The 14,295-nt window shown below is 70.0% G+C and carries 10 protein-coding genes; 6 read left to right on the top strand and 4 right to left on the bottom strand.

Translation table 11 applies throughout. The annotated features are described in order from the left end of the window. Positions 1–132: 132 nt before the first annotated feature. The 3 genes from AB0M45_RS00630 to AB0M45_RS00620 all read left to right on the top strand — a co-directional run bounded on the left by AB0M45_RS00630 (position 133) and on the right by AB0M45_RS00620 (position 5,250). A complete protein-coding gene (locus tag AB0M45_RS00630) occupies positions 133–303 on the top strand; it encodes a DUF2613 domain-containing protein (RefSeq protein WP_364320980.1) in 171 nt (56 codons plus the stop codon). 115 nt (positions 304–418) lie between these two features. Beyond that, on the top strand, positions 419–4,654 hold the full coding sequence (locus AB0M45_RS00625) for an alpha-(1->3)-arabinofuranosyltransferase (RefSeq protein ID WP_364321744.1): 4,236 nt from the start codon (positions 419–421) through the stop codon (positions 4,652–4,654). A gap of 95 nt (positions 4,655–4,749) precedes the next feature. Then, on the top strand, positions 4,750–5,250 hold the full coding sequence (locus AB0M45_RS00620) for a DinB family protein (RefSeq protein ID WP_364320977.1): 501 nt from the start codon (positions 4,750–4,752) through the stop codon (positions 5,248–5,250). A gap of 20 nt (positions 5,251–5,270) precedes the next feature. Here AB0M45_RS00620 and AB0M45_RS00615 read toward each other — a convergent pair whose 3' ends face one another. After that, positions 5,271–6,467, bottom strand: coding sequence for an acyltransferase (locus tag AB0M45_RS00615; protein ID WP_364320974.1), 1,197 nt, complete (start codon positions 6,465–6,467; stop codon positions 5,271–5,273). Between the two features lie 203 nt (positions 6,468–6,670). On the opposite strand from AB0M45_RS00615, the gene AB0M45_RS00610 reads away from it, so the two are divergent. Beyond that, a complete protein-coding gene (locus AB0M45_RS00610; protein WP_364320971.1) occupies positions 6,671–7,822 on the top strand; it encodes a DUF3068 domain-containing protein in 1,152 nt (383 codons plus the stop codon). Between the two features lie 88 nt (positions 7,823–7,910). Here AB0M45_RS00610 and AB0M45_RS00605 read toward each other — a convergent pair whose 3' ends face one another. Continuing rightward, entirely contained in the window at positions 7,911–9,086 is a 1,176-nt protein-coding gene (locus AB0M45_RS00605) for a polysaccharide biosynthesis protein (RefSeq protein ID WP_364321741.1), read from the bottom strand. Positions 9,087–9,607: 521 nt separating this feature from the next. On the opposite strand from AB0M45_RS00605, the gene AB0M45_RS00600 reads away from it, so the two are divergent. Continuing rightward, a complete protein-coding gene (locus AB0M45_RS00600; protein ID WP_364320968.1) occupies positions 9,608–11,614 on the top strand; it encodes a hypothetical protein in 2,007 nt (668 codons plus the stop codon). A 162-nt stretch (positions 11,615–11,776) separates the two neighbouring features. Here the strand turns inward: AB0M45_RS00600 and AB0M45_RS00595 are convergent, their stop codons facing one another. Beyond that, positions 11,777–12,949: a glycosyltransferase family 4 protein gene (locus AB0M45_RS00595; protein WP_364320965.1), complete on the bottom strand. Its 1,173-nt coding sequence runs from the start codon at positions 12,947–12,949 to the stop codon at positions 11,777–11,779. Between the two features lie 110 nt (positions 12,950–13,059). Here AB0M45_RS00595 and AB0M45_RS00590 point away from each other — a divergent pair, with 110 nt between their 5' ends. Then, a complete protein-coding gene (locus tag AB0M45_RS00590) occupies positions 13,060–13,845 on the top strand; it encodes a class I SAM-dependent methyltransferase (RefSeq protein ID WP_364320962.1) in 786 nt (261 codons plus the stop codon). Positions 13,846–13,850: 5 nt separating this feature from the next. On the opposite strand, the gene AB0M45_RS00585 is transcribed toward AB0M45_RS00590, so the two are convergent. Beyond that, a complete protein-coding gene (locus tag AB0M45_RS00585; protein WP_040784748.1) occupies positions 13,851–14,153 on the bottom strand; it encodes a hypothetical protein in 303 nt (100 codons plus the stop codon). Between the last annotated feature and the right edge of the window lie 142 nt (positions 14,154–14,295).

Raw genomic sequence — 14,295 nt, 5'->3', positions numbered from 1 at the left:
GGTCAGCGCGTCCGCGGCGCCGGTCCGCGGGACAAGTCGATCGAGATTCCGCGGCCTGAACGCATACAAATACCGGACGTCCTGCTAGGTTGACCGGGAACGTGCCTGCATCGACGTATTGGAGTTGCCGCGATGAAGTTTGCTGTCCCGGGTATTGCGAGTGCGGTCGCGGGCGCCGTACTGGGCGTGATCGGTGTTCTCCTCATCACCGTGGCCGTGCAGCAGAACACGCGACCGGAGATCGACCGCAGCGGCGACAAGGACTCCTCGCTGCTGAACAACGTTGAGTACGGCAGCCGCTGACAAGCTGACCTCACCTTCACCTGCCGACTCGCTCGGATCCTCCGCGGCGCCGGGGCAGCACAGCACCGCGCCGCTCGGTAGACGTTGGTTCGCCGCGACGGTCGTCGCGGCGTTCCTGCTGACGTTCGCACAGGCGCCCGGACGCACGGTCGCCGACACGAAATACGACCTGGCGCAGAATCCGCTCGGCTTCCTGGAACGCGCGAGCCATCTGTGGAGCAGCCAGGCGCCGATGGGCCAGGTGCAGAACCAAGCCTACGGATATTTCTTTCCGCACGGCGCGTTCTTCTCGCTGGGCCATGTGCTCGGCGTGCCCGCCTGGATGACCCAGCGGATCTGGTGGGCGCTGCTGCTGCTCGCCGGATTCTGGGGAATCATCCGGCTGTGCGAGACACTCGGTATCGGCACGCGCGGGTCGCGCGTCGTCGCGGCGATCGCGTTCGCGCTGTCGCCACGGGTGCTGACCACGCTCGGCTCGATCTCCTCGGAGACGCTGCCGATGATGCTGGCCCCCTGGGTACTGCTCGCGCCGGCCGCCCTCGGCATCGCCCAACGGGACCGGCGGCGCGGCGGAGCCGCATCGCCCGCGGGTAGTGCGCTGGCCCTGGCCCTGATGGGCTCGGTCAACGCGGTGGCGACAGTCGCCGCCTTCCTACCCGCGCTGCTCTGGTGGGGTTCCTACCGGCCGAACCGGCGCTGGTGGCGCTTCACCGCGGCGTGGATTCCGCTGCTCGTGCTCGCCACGTTCTGGTGGGTGGTGCCACTGCTGCTGCTCGGCAAGGTGAGTCCGCCGTTCCTGGACTACATCGAATCCTCGGGCGTGACCACGCAGTGGGCCTCGCTTGGCGAGGTGCTGCGTGGCACCGACAGCTGGACGCCGTTCGTCTCGCCGGAACGCATCGCGGGCGCGGTGCTGGTGACCCAGCCCGCGGCGGTCCTGGCGACCGGCCTGGTCGCGGCGGCGGGCATGGCGGGCTTGGCCCTGCGGTCCATGCCGTACCGGGGCAGGCTGGCGCTGATTCTGTGCGTCGGGCTGGTCGGCATCTGCGCGGGGTTCGTTGGCGAGCTGGGCGGGCCGTTCGCGGAGTCGGTGCGCGTCTTCCTGGATTCCGGCGGTGCTCCGCTGCGCAACGTGCACAAGCTGGAGCCACTGATCCGCATCCCGCTCGTGCTCGGTTCGGCTCAGCTGCTGGCTCGGGTGCCGCTGCCCGGCTCGGTGCCGATGCCGGTCTGGCGCGGCGCGTTCGCCCATCCGGAGCGGGACCGCGCGGTCGCGGTCGCCGCGCTGATCCTCACCGCGCTCGCCCTGTCCACCTCACTGGCCTGGACCGGCAAGCTCGCGCCGCGCGGCGCCTACGATCGGGTGCCCGCCTACTGGCAGCAGACCGCGGGCTGGCTGCGACACAATGCCGCCGACACCCGCGCCTTGGTAGTGCCCGGCGCCCCATTCGGCAGCCAGGTCTGGGGACTGACCCGCGACGAACCCCTGCAAGCGCTGGCCGGCACGCCGTGGGCGATTCGCGACGCGGTGCCGCTGAACCCGCCAGGCACCATCCGCGCCATGGATTCGGTACAGCGGCTGATCGCCGACGGCAGGCCCTCGACGGGGCTGGCTCCGACGCTGGCGGCGCAAGGCATCGGCATCGTGGTGCTGCGCAATGATCTGGACCCGGAAACCTCCCGCTCCACGCGGCCGATGCTGGCCCACCAAGCGCTGGACGGCTCACCCGGGCTGACCAAGGTCGCCGAGTTCGGCGACCCGATCGAATCGCTGGTGATCGCCGACGGCCTGGTAGCCGACGGTGATCTGCGCCCGCCGTACCCGGCGATCGAGATCTACCGGGTGGACGCACGTGGTCCGGGAATGCCCGCCGAGGTGCGCGGCGGCACCGGCGCGCCGGAGGCGTTCCCCGGGGCGTACACCGTCCCGCTCGGCGACGTTCCGGTCGTGCAGGGCGCACCGGAAGTGCTCGAACGACTGCACCGCGACCACGCCGCCACCGAGACTCCCACCCTGCTGGCCGCCGACGCGACGCGAGCCGGGCTGCCGATCGGCCCGGTGACGGTCACCGACACCCCGATGGATCGCGAAGCCGATTTCGGCCGGGTGGACAACCACAATTCGGCGCTGCGCGCTCCCGATGACGCGCGCCGCACGCACAACCTGGTCCCCGACTATCCGGTGCCCGGCGCGGAGCTGGTGCGCGGCGAATGGTCCGGCGCGACGATCACCGCGTCCAGTTCGGCCGCGGACGCCACCCAGCTCGGCGGTGCGGCGCCAGGGAGTTCGACCGCGGCCGTCGTGGACGGCGATCCCGCCACCGCCTGGATCAGCAACGGCACCGAACGCGCGCTGGGACAGTGGTTGCGGCTCGACCTCGATCGCCCGGTCAAGACCGGGCAACTGAGTCTGACCACCAGCTCGGCCGCCATCGGCGATCCGGTCAAGTGGATCGAAGTGCGCACCGCCAATGGCACCGTCTCGGTCCGGGTGCCGGAACCCGGTGCGACGGTTTCGGTTTCGCTGCCCGCGGGTAAGACCGACTGGCTGACCATCACCGCCATCCGCACCGAAGGCGGTTCCCGCGGTGGGCAATTCGGCATCAGCGAACTGGCCCTGAACGACTACTCCGACCGTGACGCACCGGTCCGCGTCGACATCCGGCATCGGACGGTGTTGCCGCCCACACCGGTGGGGGCTCAGGTGCGCGGGTGGGACCTGGGCCAGGAATTCCCCGGTCGCAGTGCCTGTTTCGACGCGCCCGACCGTGTGCGTTGCAGCAAGGGCCTCGCGTTGGCGCCGGAGGAGCCGGGAACGTTCCAGCGCACGGTGATGGTCCCGGAGCCGATGACGGTCACTCCGGAGCTGACTGTCCGGACCAGGCAGGGACCCGCGCTGGAGGCGCTGCTGACCGACCACGCCCGCCCGGTAGCCAGGGGCAAGGCCGACGTCGGTGACCTGCGCGGGGCCGCCTTCGCCGCGACCGACGGCGATCCGCGCACGAGCTGGACCGCCGTGGAGGACTCGGTCCGTAATCCGACCGGCGGCAGGCCGACACTCACGATCGAGCTGCCCGAACCCGCGCTGGTGACCGGCCTGGAGCTGACCCCCTCGCTCGGCGGCCTGCCCGCGGCGCCGACCTCGGTGACGGTGAATCTCGGCGACGGTCCGCAGGTACGCGAGCTGGAGGAAACCGACCCGGGTACGCCGGTGCGCGTCTCTTTGCATCCCACCGTGACCGACCGGATCGAGCTCAGCATGCGCACCTGGCGGCCGGTGCTGGACCAGACCGCGCTCGGATTCGCCCAGACCCAACCGTCCGGCCTGGCGGAGGTGACGGTGCTCGGACCGGAGTACCCCGAGCCCGCGCCGCTGGACCGCGAGCTCACCGTCCCGTGCGCGCTGGGACCGACGATCGAGGTCGGCGGCCGGATCCTGGCCACCACCGTCACCGCGACCGCCACCGAATTGCGGTCCGGCGCGCCGGTTCCCGCTCGTGTCTGCACCGACGACGCGGCCGAGACGCCGGGCGAGCTCGCGCTGCCGCAGGGCCGGGTCGACGTGTCGGTCGGGCCGACCGATCTGTTCTTCGTCGACCGCCTGCGCTTGGACTCCAGCGGGACGGAGCCTTCCCCCGCGCACCCGTCCGACGCCGGAACACAGCTGCTCGTGCTGCCCCTGAGCACCAACGTCGGTTGGCACGCGACCACCGCGGACGGGCGCGTCCTCGAACCGGTGGTGGTCGACGGCTGGCAGCAAGCCTGGCTGCTGCCCGCCGACGCCACCGGCCCGGTCACCGTCTCGTTCCCGGTCGACCGCTGGTACCGCCTCGGTATCTTCGGCGGCCTGCTGCTGCTCATCCCGCTCACCGTTCTCGCCATTCCCCGTCGCGACCGCACGGCGAAGCGACGGGAAGCCGCCGACAACACGCGAGCCGTCGCCGATTCGCCTGCCGCGCAAGCAGCTCCGCGTGGCGGATCCGCTCCGGGCAGCTGGGGCCGGAGATGGATGGGCGCGGCCGGGCTCGCCGGTGCGACCACGGTGATCGCGGGCCCGGTGGGTGGGGTCGCCACGGTGATCGCACTGATCGCGGCTCGTTTCCGGCCTCGCGTGGCCCCTCGGGCACTCGTCGTCGTGGCGGGCGTGGGTACAGCGCTGTCCGCGGCCGCGCTGTCCACCGGCCCATGGCGCTCGCCCGAGGGCTATATGGGTGGGTCGCTGCTGGTGCAGCTGCCGGCGCTCATCGCGATCATCGCGGTCGGGATCGCGGCGCTGCCCCAGCGCGACGACGAGCCGCGCCCGAGGCGGTCCGCCGAGTCCGGGGACGAGCTCGGCCGACCGGCCGACTGATCGGCCTGCTGACAACTACCCTCGCCACCCACGGGATCGCGAAGGCGCGGATTCGCCGTGCGCCGCAACGGCACTCGTTGCTAACGTGACCACGCGTGAACACCTGTGCCGAATGCGGTTTCGTCTACGATTTGGCTTCGGCGGCCGAGGTGCCGTCGCTGGCGCGGGAACACGCCGTGGAGTACGCCGACCTGCTCGGCGCGGACATCGACAAGTTACGGCAGCGCGGCAAGCCCGACGTGTGGTCGCCGCTCGAATACGCCTGCCACATGCGGGATGTGCTGCTGGCCCAGCGTGAGCGCGTGCTGGCCGCCCGCCGCCTGGACAATCCGCTCGTCACGCCGATGGGCCGGGAGGAGCGAGTCGAACACGACGGCTATGCCGAGCAGGCTCCCCCGGACGTGGCCCGCCAGATCCGCGACGCCGCGCTGCTGTTCGCCAACGTGCTGGAGCGACTCGGCGGCGAGGACTGGGAACGCACCCTGAGCTTCCCTTATCCCGAGCCCGCGGATCGCTCGCTGCGTTGGCTCGCGGTGCACACCTTGCACGAACTGCGCCACCACCTGCTGGATATGCACCGGCAACTGGACGGCTGACGCAGTACCCGCGCCGCCGATCAGGGCGCGGGCTGCGGCTCTTGGTCCCGCTTCACCCGATCCCGCTTGCGGACCCAGCGCCGCACCGGCTCCTCGACCAGCGCGTAGCTGGCCGCGGCGACCGGGAGGGTGATCGCGATCGTGAGAACGAGGACATAGCCGAAGTCCCCGGAGAAGGGCAGGATGCCGAACACGGGGAACACGATCGTCAGCAGCGCGAGATGCCAGATGAAGATGCCGTAGGACCAGCGTCCCAGCGTCGCGGCCACCGGCGATTCCAGCCAGCGGTGCGGCCGCGCCGCCGGGTCCCGCAGCACCAGCGGCGCGAGCAAGGTGAACCCGATGATCGCGCCCAAGCCCATCTTCACCACGTACTGCCAGGGTTCGGCGCGGGTCAGCCCGGCCGGTCCCGCGAGATCGGTCGCGGCGAGCAGAAAAGCGACGGTCGCGACCGTCCACATCAACGGCTGGTTCCCCGCCACCTTCCACCACCGCGATAGCCGTAAGCTATGGTCGGCGAGTTCGGCGAGCAGCATGCCCGCGGCGAACCACGGCAAATAACCGGGCAGCCAGTTGTCGGCGTGGATGGCGTCCGGTGTCGGCACCGGAATGAAGTTCCAACCGAGACTGATCAGGGCCACGGCGAGCAGCACCGGGATCCGCCGGCGCGCCGCCGGGCCGCGCAGTCGAACCAGTGCGAAGGCAAACAACGGCAACACCAGATAGAAGGCGACCTCTACCGAGAGGCTCCACATCTGGGTCAGCCCGTCGGTCAGCGTCAGCGGCACGAACACCTGCAGCAGCGCCAGGTTCGACACCCACACCCGCAGTCCCGCGGTCCCCGCCGCACTGGGCAGCAGCACCAGGACCACACACACCACCACCCAGTACGCGGGCAAGATGCGCGCGGCGCGATGCCGCAGGTAGTAGCCGGTTGGCGGGGCGGTGTCGAGCCCACGCGCGGCCGCGGCGTGCGGGCGCCAGAGCAGGAATCCGGACAGTGCGAAGAACACCGCGACCGCCATGTCGAACCGTCCCCACACCCGCCCGATGACCGGAGAGCCGGAGGCTCCGGTCTGGAAGGCGACATGGGTCAGCAGGACGCCGAGAGCGGCCATTCCGCGCATACCTTCCAGCGCGGGAACGAACGCCCGTGGGCGCACCCGTTCGGTGGCCGGCGCAGTGGCCGGTGCGGTGGTGGGCAGCGTCGCGGTCATCAGGCTCCAGTCTGCCTCGCGAATTCACAGTTGATAACCCGACGTTTCAGATTTCGCGCTAAACTCGGGCGATTTCTCGGCCGTTTCCGGCCTCGACGCCGCATAGTACGACATCGGACTGTTAGTGTCGGGGCTCACGAGTGCCGCGGGCGGCCCGCAGTGCTCGCCGGAACGACCTGTGTTCTACGACGAGGAGAGTTTGCATGGCACTGAGTGCCGGTACCAGAAGGACGGTGGCCTGCCTGCTCGTGGGTCTCGGCGCGCTGCTGATCGTCGCCGCACTGATGATCCCGACCTACACCGTCGACAAACTGGCGAAGACTCCCCTCGATCTGGAGATCACCACGATCGCGACGAATCAGCCCGGTGAGGACAGCCTCGTGCTCGACTCCCGGTCGCTGACCGCGCCGGAGGGTTCCGCCAAAGTCGACACCAACGTCCCGCTGGTCTCGCAGCGGTTCCTCACCGTCGAGGACCCGGCCGACGCCGAGAAGATGACGGTGCAGGCCGGCCAGACGCTGCGGCGCATCGACAAGCAGGGAGACACCGGCCTGCTGACCGCGGTCATCGACCGGGTGACCATCGACCGGGTGACCGGCATGCCGGTCTCCACCGAGCCCAACGGCTCCATCGCGGTCACCACCACCAAGGAAGGCGAGAACATCGCCGACCCGGTGCAGCACACCGGGCTGCAGTACCGGTTCCCGATCGGCACCGAGAAGAAGACCTACCCGTACTTCGATCTCAACGTGCGCAAGACCTTCGACGCCGCCTTCGTCGAAGAGACCGAGATCAACAACATGAAGGTCTACCACTTCCAGATGTCGGTGCCCGCCACCAACTTGTCGGATGTGGTGCAGTCGCCGACCAACCGGCTGAACCTGCCCGCCGCCAAATGGGGCGTCGAGGGCGGCGAGACCCCGGTAACCATGAACCGGTACTACACCAACACCCGTGACCTGTGGGTCGAGCCGCAGACCGGCACGGTGGTCAAGGGCGGCGAGCAGCTGCACCTGTACTACTCGCGCACCGCGGACAAGCCGGAGGTCACCGCGCTGAAGTCGCACATCGTGTTCGACGAGAACACCATCGAGTCGCAGATCTCGGTGGCGAAGAAGAACATCGACAAGCTGGCACTGTACGGCCGGATCATGCCGATCGTCCTGGGCGTCCTCGGTGTGATCGCGCTGATCGTCGGCGTGTTCCTCGGCGTCCGCGGTGGACCGGCCCCGGCGCCCGCGCGCGCCGGCGGCACCCCGGGCCAGCGTCCGGGCGGCACCACTTCTCGGGGTCCGGCCGGTCGCGGCGGCGATGACGCGCCCACCGAGCAGATCCGGATCAACAAGCAACCCTGATCCGGCTCACGTCACTGAATTCGGCTCCCCCGCCTTCCGGCTGGGGAGCCGAATTCGTTCGCAGGGTCAGGCTCGTGGGAGTGGTTCGTCAACCGACCGGGCGCAGCGGTTCGGGGCGTGTCGTGCTGTCGGCTGCGCGCAAGACGATGACGGCAACCAGCAGCGTGGTAGCGGCCGCGACGGACACAGCCGTGGTGATCAGGGCCGGGACCGAGCGGGCCAGCGACAACATCAACGTGACTTCGACGGCCAGCCCCAGCCAGGTGACCAGCGCGAGCGAGGTGCGGTCGACGGCGATGGCCGAGAGCACCGCGCCCTGCAGCACGGCCAGCAGCGCTCCGTGTAGCGCGAACAGCCACAGCAGGCCTTGAATCGGGGCGTAGTCCTCACCCGCGAGCAACGGGGCAAGCGGGGCGGCGAGCGCGGCCCCGAGCACCGCGACGAGACCGATGCCGCTGAGCACTGCCAGCGCGGCCCGGATCGCGCCCGCCGACTGGGTCGGCTGGGCCATCCGCGGATACAGCACCACGCCAACTGCCTGCGGCAGCCAGAACGCGATCTTGGTGGCGATGGTGCCGAGTGCGTAGCGGCTGGCGTCCACGTCGTCGAGCACGATCCGGACCACGATCAGGTCCGCCGATTGCAGCGCCATCAGTGCCGCTTGCACCTGGGCGGCCAGCAGCACCGGCAGCACTCCCGTGGCCGCCGCGTCCGCGCCCGCCTCGATTCCGGCCCGGATCCGCTTGGACGGCGAGCCGGCGACCATCCTGGCCAGCAGCGCCGCCGCCGCGATCCCACCGGCCGCGGCCCACAACGCGAGCGCGGCGCCGCCGCTCAACGCCAAGACCACCAGGGCGGGCGCGACCCGGGCGATTCCCGCCGCGCCGAGCACCACACCCAGAGCCCGAAACCGCTTGGTTCCCTGCAAGACCCCCTGCTCGCCGGACAAGAGCACCAGCGCGGGCGCGGCACCCAGTGCCGCCGCGGTGGCGGCCACCCCGACGTTCAGCGTGAGGGAGACCAGCGGCACCAACACCGCCGCCACCACGGCGACGATCAGCGCGCACCGCCACTGCAACCCGCGCAGCGCCGCCGCACCGGCACCCCGGACCAGCTCGCGGGCGACCACGTTCTGCAAGGCCAGCGCGGGCACCGCGCACAGCAACTGCACCGCGAGCAGACTCGCGAACTCGCTGTACCCGGTAACCCCCAGCCATCGACCAGCCAGCAGTTGCAGCAGATATCCGGCGACGTTGGCGGTCATCGCCCCGGCCGTCACCCACGTCAAATCCGCCACCACAAGTAATCGACGGACAGCAGACACGCTCCCCCGCCTCTCCGAATCTTCAGGCCGTACCAGTCGGGTGACGCAAGATTTGCGTTCAGGTCCTACGTCGGGTTGCGCTCTTGTTCTGGGCGTACCCGGTGAGTTACCCATGTGCTCACGAAAGCAGTTGTTGTCGCATGCCCTCCGTGCGCGAGGGCGGCCGGCCGCACTGTCGTTGAACTCGCCGCACTCGAGGACGCTCGGCACACAATACAGTGTCAGGTCGGCGCCCGGGGAAGCCAGCTGGAGCTGAGCAAGGGTCGTCGCCGATCGGCCGAGCGGGCGCGCGAGAGGCGACGAGCACCCAGCCGACGCCGAGTCCCGCCGATCAACGGCGGAACCGCCATGCTGGGAAACGGCAGGATCGGCGACGAGCATCCGCGCGACGTACCGAACTGAACGTCCTGCTCTCCGCTCCGCTCCGCGCCGGCGGTGTCCGGGACGTACAGTGCTCAGGCGTGGGTGTGAGCCGTCGGGATCGAGTGGTGGCCGCGGGTTACAGCGCGGCTGTGGCGCTGCTCGTGGCCGGGCCGCTGCTGCGACCGGGGTACCTGCTGTTGCGGGATGCGGTGAGCACGCCGCGCAGCTATCCGACCGACTCGGCGCTCGGGTTGGGCGATGCGGCGCCGCGGGCGGTGCCGCAGGACGCGTTGCTCGCGGTCCTGTCGCCGATCATGGACGGCGGGCTGATCGTCAAGGCGATCCTGGTCGTCGCGCTGTGGGCCGCGGCATACGGGGGCTCGGTCCTCGCGCGCGAACTGCTGCGAGCGCCGCTCGGCGCACAACTGGTCGCCGCCACGGTCGCGCTGTGGAATCCTTTCGTGGCCGAGCGTCTTTTGCAGGGCCACTGGAGTCTGCTGACCGGCTATGCCGCCCTGCCGTGGACGGTGCTGGCCGCCTATCGGCTCCGATACGCTGCCGCGGCGCGGAAGCGCATGGGCACCTGGGCCGACACAGCCGAGCCACCGGAACACGCCGGACCAACCAGCACTGCCCAACCAGTCGACACGCTCGAATCGCCAGCAGGCACCTCGACACCCGCTGGACCAGGGCATCCGCACAGCGCTCGAGCGGCCGATACAACCGGACGCCTGCGCAGCACCGCATCAACCCACGGGGCAGAACAACGCCGAGGTCTTCGGCAGATCGCGTCCGCGCACAGCCGGGCGACGGGCGCGTGGGCGGCGCTGGCGGTGGCGTTGGCAGCGGCGGGCCTCACGCCGACCGGCGCGCTGTTGGCCGGCTGCACCGCAATCGCCCTCGTCCGCGTGCGGCAACTCCCCGCGACAGTCGCCCTCTGGGTGGCCGCGTCGGCGCCGTGGCTGACGGCGACCGCACTCTCCGGCGCGGGCAGCGAGCCCTCCGACCCCGCGGGTATCGCATCCTTCGCCGCGCGTGCCGAACCCGGGCTCGGCACGCTGGGCAGCGTGGCCGGGCTGGGCGGAATCTGGAACTCCGAGGCCGTGCCGGACTCGCGCACCACGCCGCTCGCCGCGATCGGCACCGTCGCGCTGCTCGTGATCGTCGCGCTGGGCCTGCGTGCCGTCGCGAAAGGCGATGACGATCCGGACAGTCGCCACGTTCGCCGCATGTTGCTGCTGCTCGCGGCCGTCGCGGTCCTGTTTCCGACGCTCGGCGCGACGCCGTGGGGCATGCATGCGCTGGAGTGGCTGGTCGCGCACGTGCCCGGCGCGGGTTTGCTGCGCGACACCCAGAAGTACGTGGCCTTGGCCATGCCCGCTTATGCGCTGTGCGCCGCGGCCGGATGCGGTGTGCTGGCTGGATGCTTCTCCGCAACCCAGCCTGCGGCAGCAGACCAACCCGTGCCGGCGCACCGGGCCGTGACATCCACTATCGCAGCCGTATTCGTCGCGCTGCTCGTGCTGCCGCTCTACGACCTCGCCTGGGGCGTCGGCGCAGCGGTTCGAGCCGTGCGCTATCCGGACGGGTGGCAGCGGGTCGCGGAACGAGTCGACGATTCCACCGACATCGCGGTACTACCAGGCGGGATGTTCCGTAAGTTCCCCTACAGCGGCGCCGCGCCGGTACTGGACCCGGCGCCGCGAATGCTGCCCGGCGACGTCTTGCAGACCGGTGAGCTCCCGGTGCATGGCCGTACCGTATCCGGCGAAGGAGCCCGCGCCGGACAAGTGGAAGCCCTTCTGCTGCACGGCGATCCGGCCGTGGATCTGGCGCGCCTCGGCGTCGGCTGGGTGCTCGTCGAACGAACGACCCCCGGCCCCCTCGGCGAATCGGCGGCCACCCTCGCCCAGCTCGAGCCGACCTATGCGGACGCCGACCTCGCGCTGTATCGCGTGCCCGGCGTCATCGAGCGACGCGAATCGACAACACAACAGCGCGCCTTCGCCTATGCAGCCCATTCGCTTTGGGGCGCAATACTTATCGCTGGGCCGCTCGTCGTTATCGGTATGCGTGCACGATCCCGGGCGAAAATCCGGCGATAGCTTCGATCAACGCAACCCCGGCCGGACTTACCGCCGCTCAACGGCGCGACCCCGGGTTACTGATCGCCATAGACACGTGTAGCCGCCAAGCGCAGTCCGCACGGAGCCGAGTCGATTGCCACATCACGGTGGCGGCTGGTCTACCCAGCGCCGGAAACGAGATCAGTCGCCCGGCGGCGCCGCAATCAAGCCCGCGGTGTGCTCACCGCGGGCAGCGGCCGCCAGCACCGCATAGACACCGTTTCCGGTCTGCTCCCAGGAGAACTCGCGGGCACGGGCGCGGGCCTTCTCACCCATGACCGTCCGCGCCGCCGGATCCTCCAGCAGCTCGCCGACGGTGTCGGCCAATTGCGCGACGTCGTCCACCAGGACGCCGGTGGCGCCGTCGACGATGGAATCGGTGAGCCCGCGCGAACTCCGGTAGCCGACGGTCGGCACACCGTGCTGGGCGGCCTCGATCACCGCGAGTCCCCACCCCTCCTTGCGCGAGGGCAGCACGTGCACCCACGCCCGGGCGAGCAGTTCGTGTTTGCGGCGTTCGTCCACGTGGCCGTGGAAAGTGACGGCGTCGGCAATGCCGAGGTCTCGGGCATTGTCCTTCAGATTGGCGGCCCACCAGCCGTCGCCGATCACGTCGAGACGCAGCCCCGGGATGCGGCCGCGTAGCCGGGCGACGGCGGCGAGCGCGTCCTCGATCTGCTTGTGCGGCACCAGGCGGGAGAGCACCACGACGGTCGGCGCGCCGGTCCGCATTTCCGCGGCTCCCGTGGGCGCGTCGAGTGGAACCGGTTCAGCTCCATTGCGAACCACCGCGATTCGCGAACGGTCGACCCCGAGCATGGCCAGTTCCTCGGCCGAAGGCAGTGACACGGTCAGATACTGATTGTCCCGGTGCACGCGCGGCGACAGCCGGGATTCGATCCACCAGCCGATCCGGCCGACCAGCCGACCAGCCACCGGCCACTGCTCGCGGTGGCCGTGGTGCACCAGCACCACCGACGGCGCCCGGGTGACGACGGAGGCGAAGAAGGGAATGCCGTTCTGGGTATCGATCACCGCGTCCGGGCGCACGCCGCGCAGCGGGCCGAGTCCGATCCGCGCGAGCAGGAGCGCGGCCAGCGCCTGAGGATACACGGTGTAGCGGCCACCCGCCCGGCTGATGTCGATGCCGTCGACGTGTTCCCGCCGTGCCGCCCCCGGATAACGGGCCGTGCGCAGGGTTACTTTGACCCCGCGCGCCGCGAGCTGCGCGCCGACCTGCTCGAGGTACCGCTCGCTGCCGCCGCCCTGCGGGTGTCCGGTGTCACGCCAGCAGAGCAGGAGGACTTCGCGCACGGTGGAGCTTCTCTCGGTCGGTCCCGGTGGGAACGTCGGATGTCGCGCTACACCCTAACCGAGCACCCGCCCAGTACGCCGACCATCGGGGTTGTGCGAAACTCGGCGCCGTGCTCAAAGCCGAAACAACGCCCGCGCGCAGCAGCTCGCCCCGGTTCGCCCAGCGGGCGACGCTACGGCGGTCGCTGCGGCTGCTCGGCAGTTTCCGGTTCGAGCAGACCGATCCGGCGCTGTTCTACGGCGGTCTGGCCGCCGACAGCGCGGCCATGATCGCCGACTTCTACGACGACCTCACCGGCCGGTCGCTGGACGGCGCGACGATTCTCGACGTCGGGGGCGGACCGGGGTACTTCGCGGACGAGTTCATCCGCACCGGAGCGCGCTATATCCCGGTGGAGCCGGACCCGTCGGAAATGCACGCGGCGGGCCGTTCGGTGGCCGGTGCCGTTCGCGGGTCCGGGATGGCGCTGCCGTTCCGCGACGACGCGGTCGACATCTGCTTCTCGTCGAACGTCGCCGAGCACGTCTCGAAGCCGTGGTTGATGGCCGACGAGATGGTGCGGGTGACCAGGCCGGGTGGACTGATCGTGCTCTCGTACACGGTGTGGCACGGCCCGTTCGGCGGGCACGAGACCGGGCCGTGGCACTACCTCGGTGGTGAGTACGCCGCGCGCCGGTATCGGCGCAAGCACGGGCGGGAACCCAAGAACCGGTTCGGCAGGTCGCTGTTCGCGGTGCGCGCCGCGGACGGATTGCGCTGGGCGGCGGGCACTCCAGCCGAAGTCCACACGGTCTTCCCACGGTATCACCCGCGCTGGGCCTGGTGGCTGGTGCGGATACCAGTGGTGCGCGAGTTACTCGTGAGCAATCTGGTCGTTGTGGCAACTAAAAGTTAGCTGAACTAAGGCTCCAGCCATCCGCGACGCCAGTGCCGCTTACCGCACGGTGCGTGCACGGGCTCGCTCCACGGCGACTCCCGCATGGCCAACCCGACGGTTTCCAGTGTGGTGAGACCGACCAGATCGGCGAGCATCCCGACTGCGGCGACCGCCTCGGCGGCCTGCATAGCCGCGGTTGCCTGCTCGATTGTCAGGGTACGGCCGGGTAGGAAGGAGACCACCCATCCTCCGCTGCCGACACACTTCGCCTGATGCTCGGTTTGATCACTGGTCATCAGCGACCGGCCGATCACTTGCACCGCCATGACTCGGACTCCCCAGTTTGCGGTAACGGTTGGTGAATGGAGCGAGCTGATCTGTCGCTACAGCATGACCTTTCCAGCAACAGAACGCAATAGTGCGTTCGGCGAAAAGCGAACCGAGAGGTCGGAATTCACACTCACGAGG

This window comes from Nocardia sp. NPDC051787 (assembly GCF_040681325.1).
Taxonomy (GTDB): Bacteria; Actinomycetota; Actinomycetes; order Mycobacteriales; family Mycobacteriaceae; genus Nocardia.
Note: the sequence above shows the minus strand (reverse complement) of the source record. Positions and strands in the feature narration are given on the sequence as shown.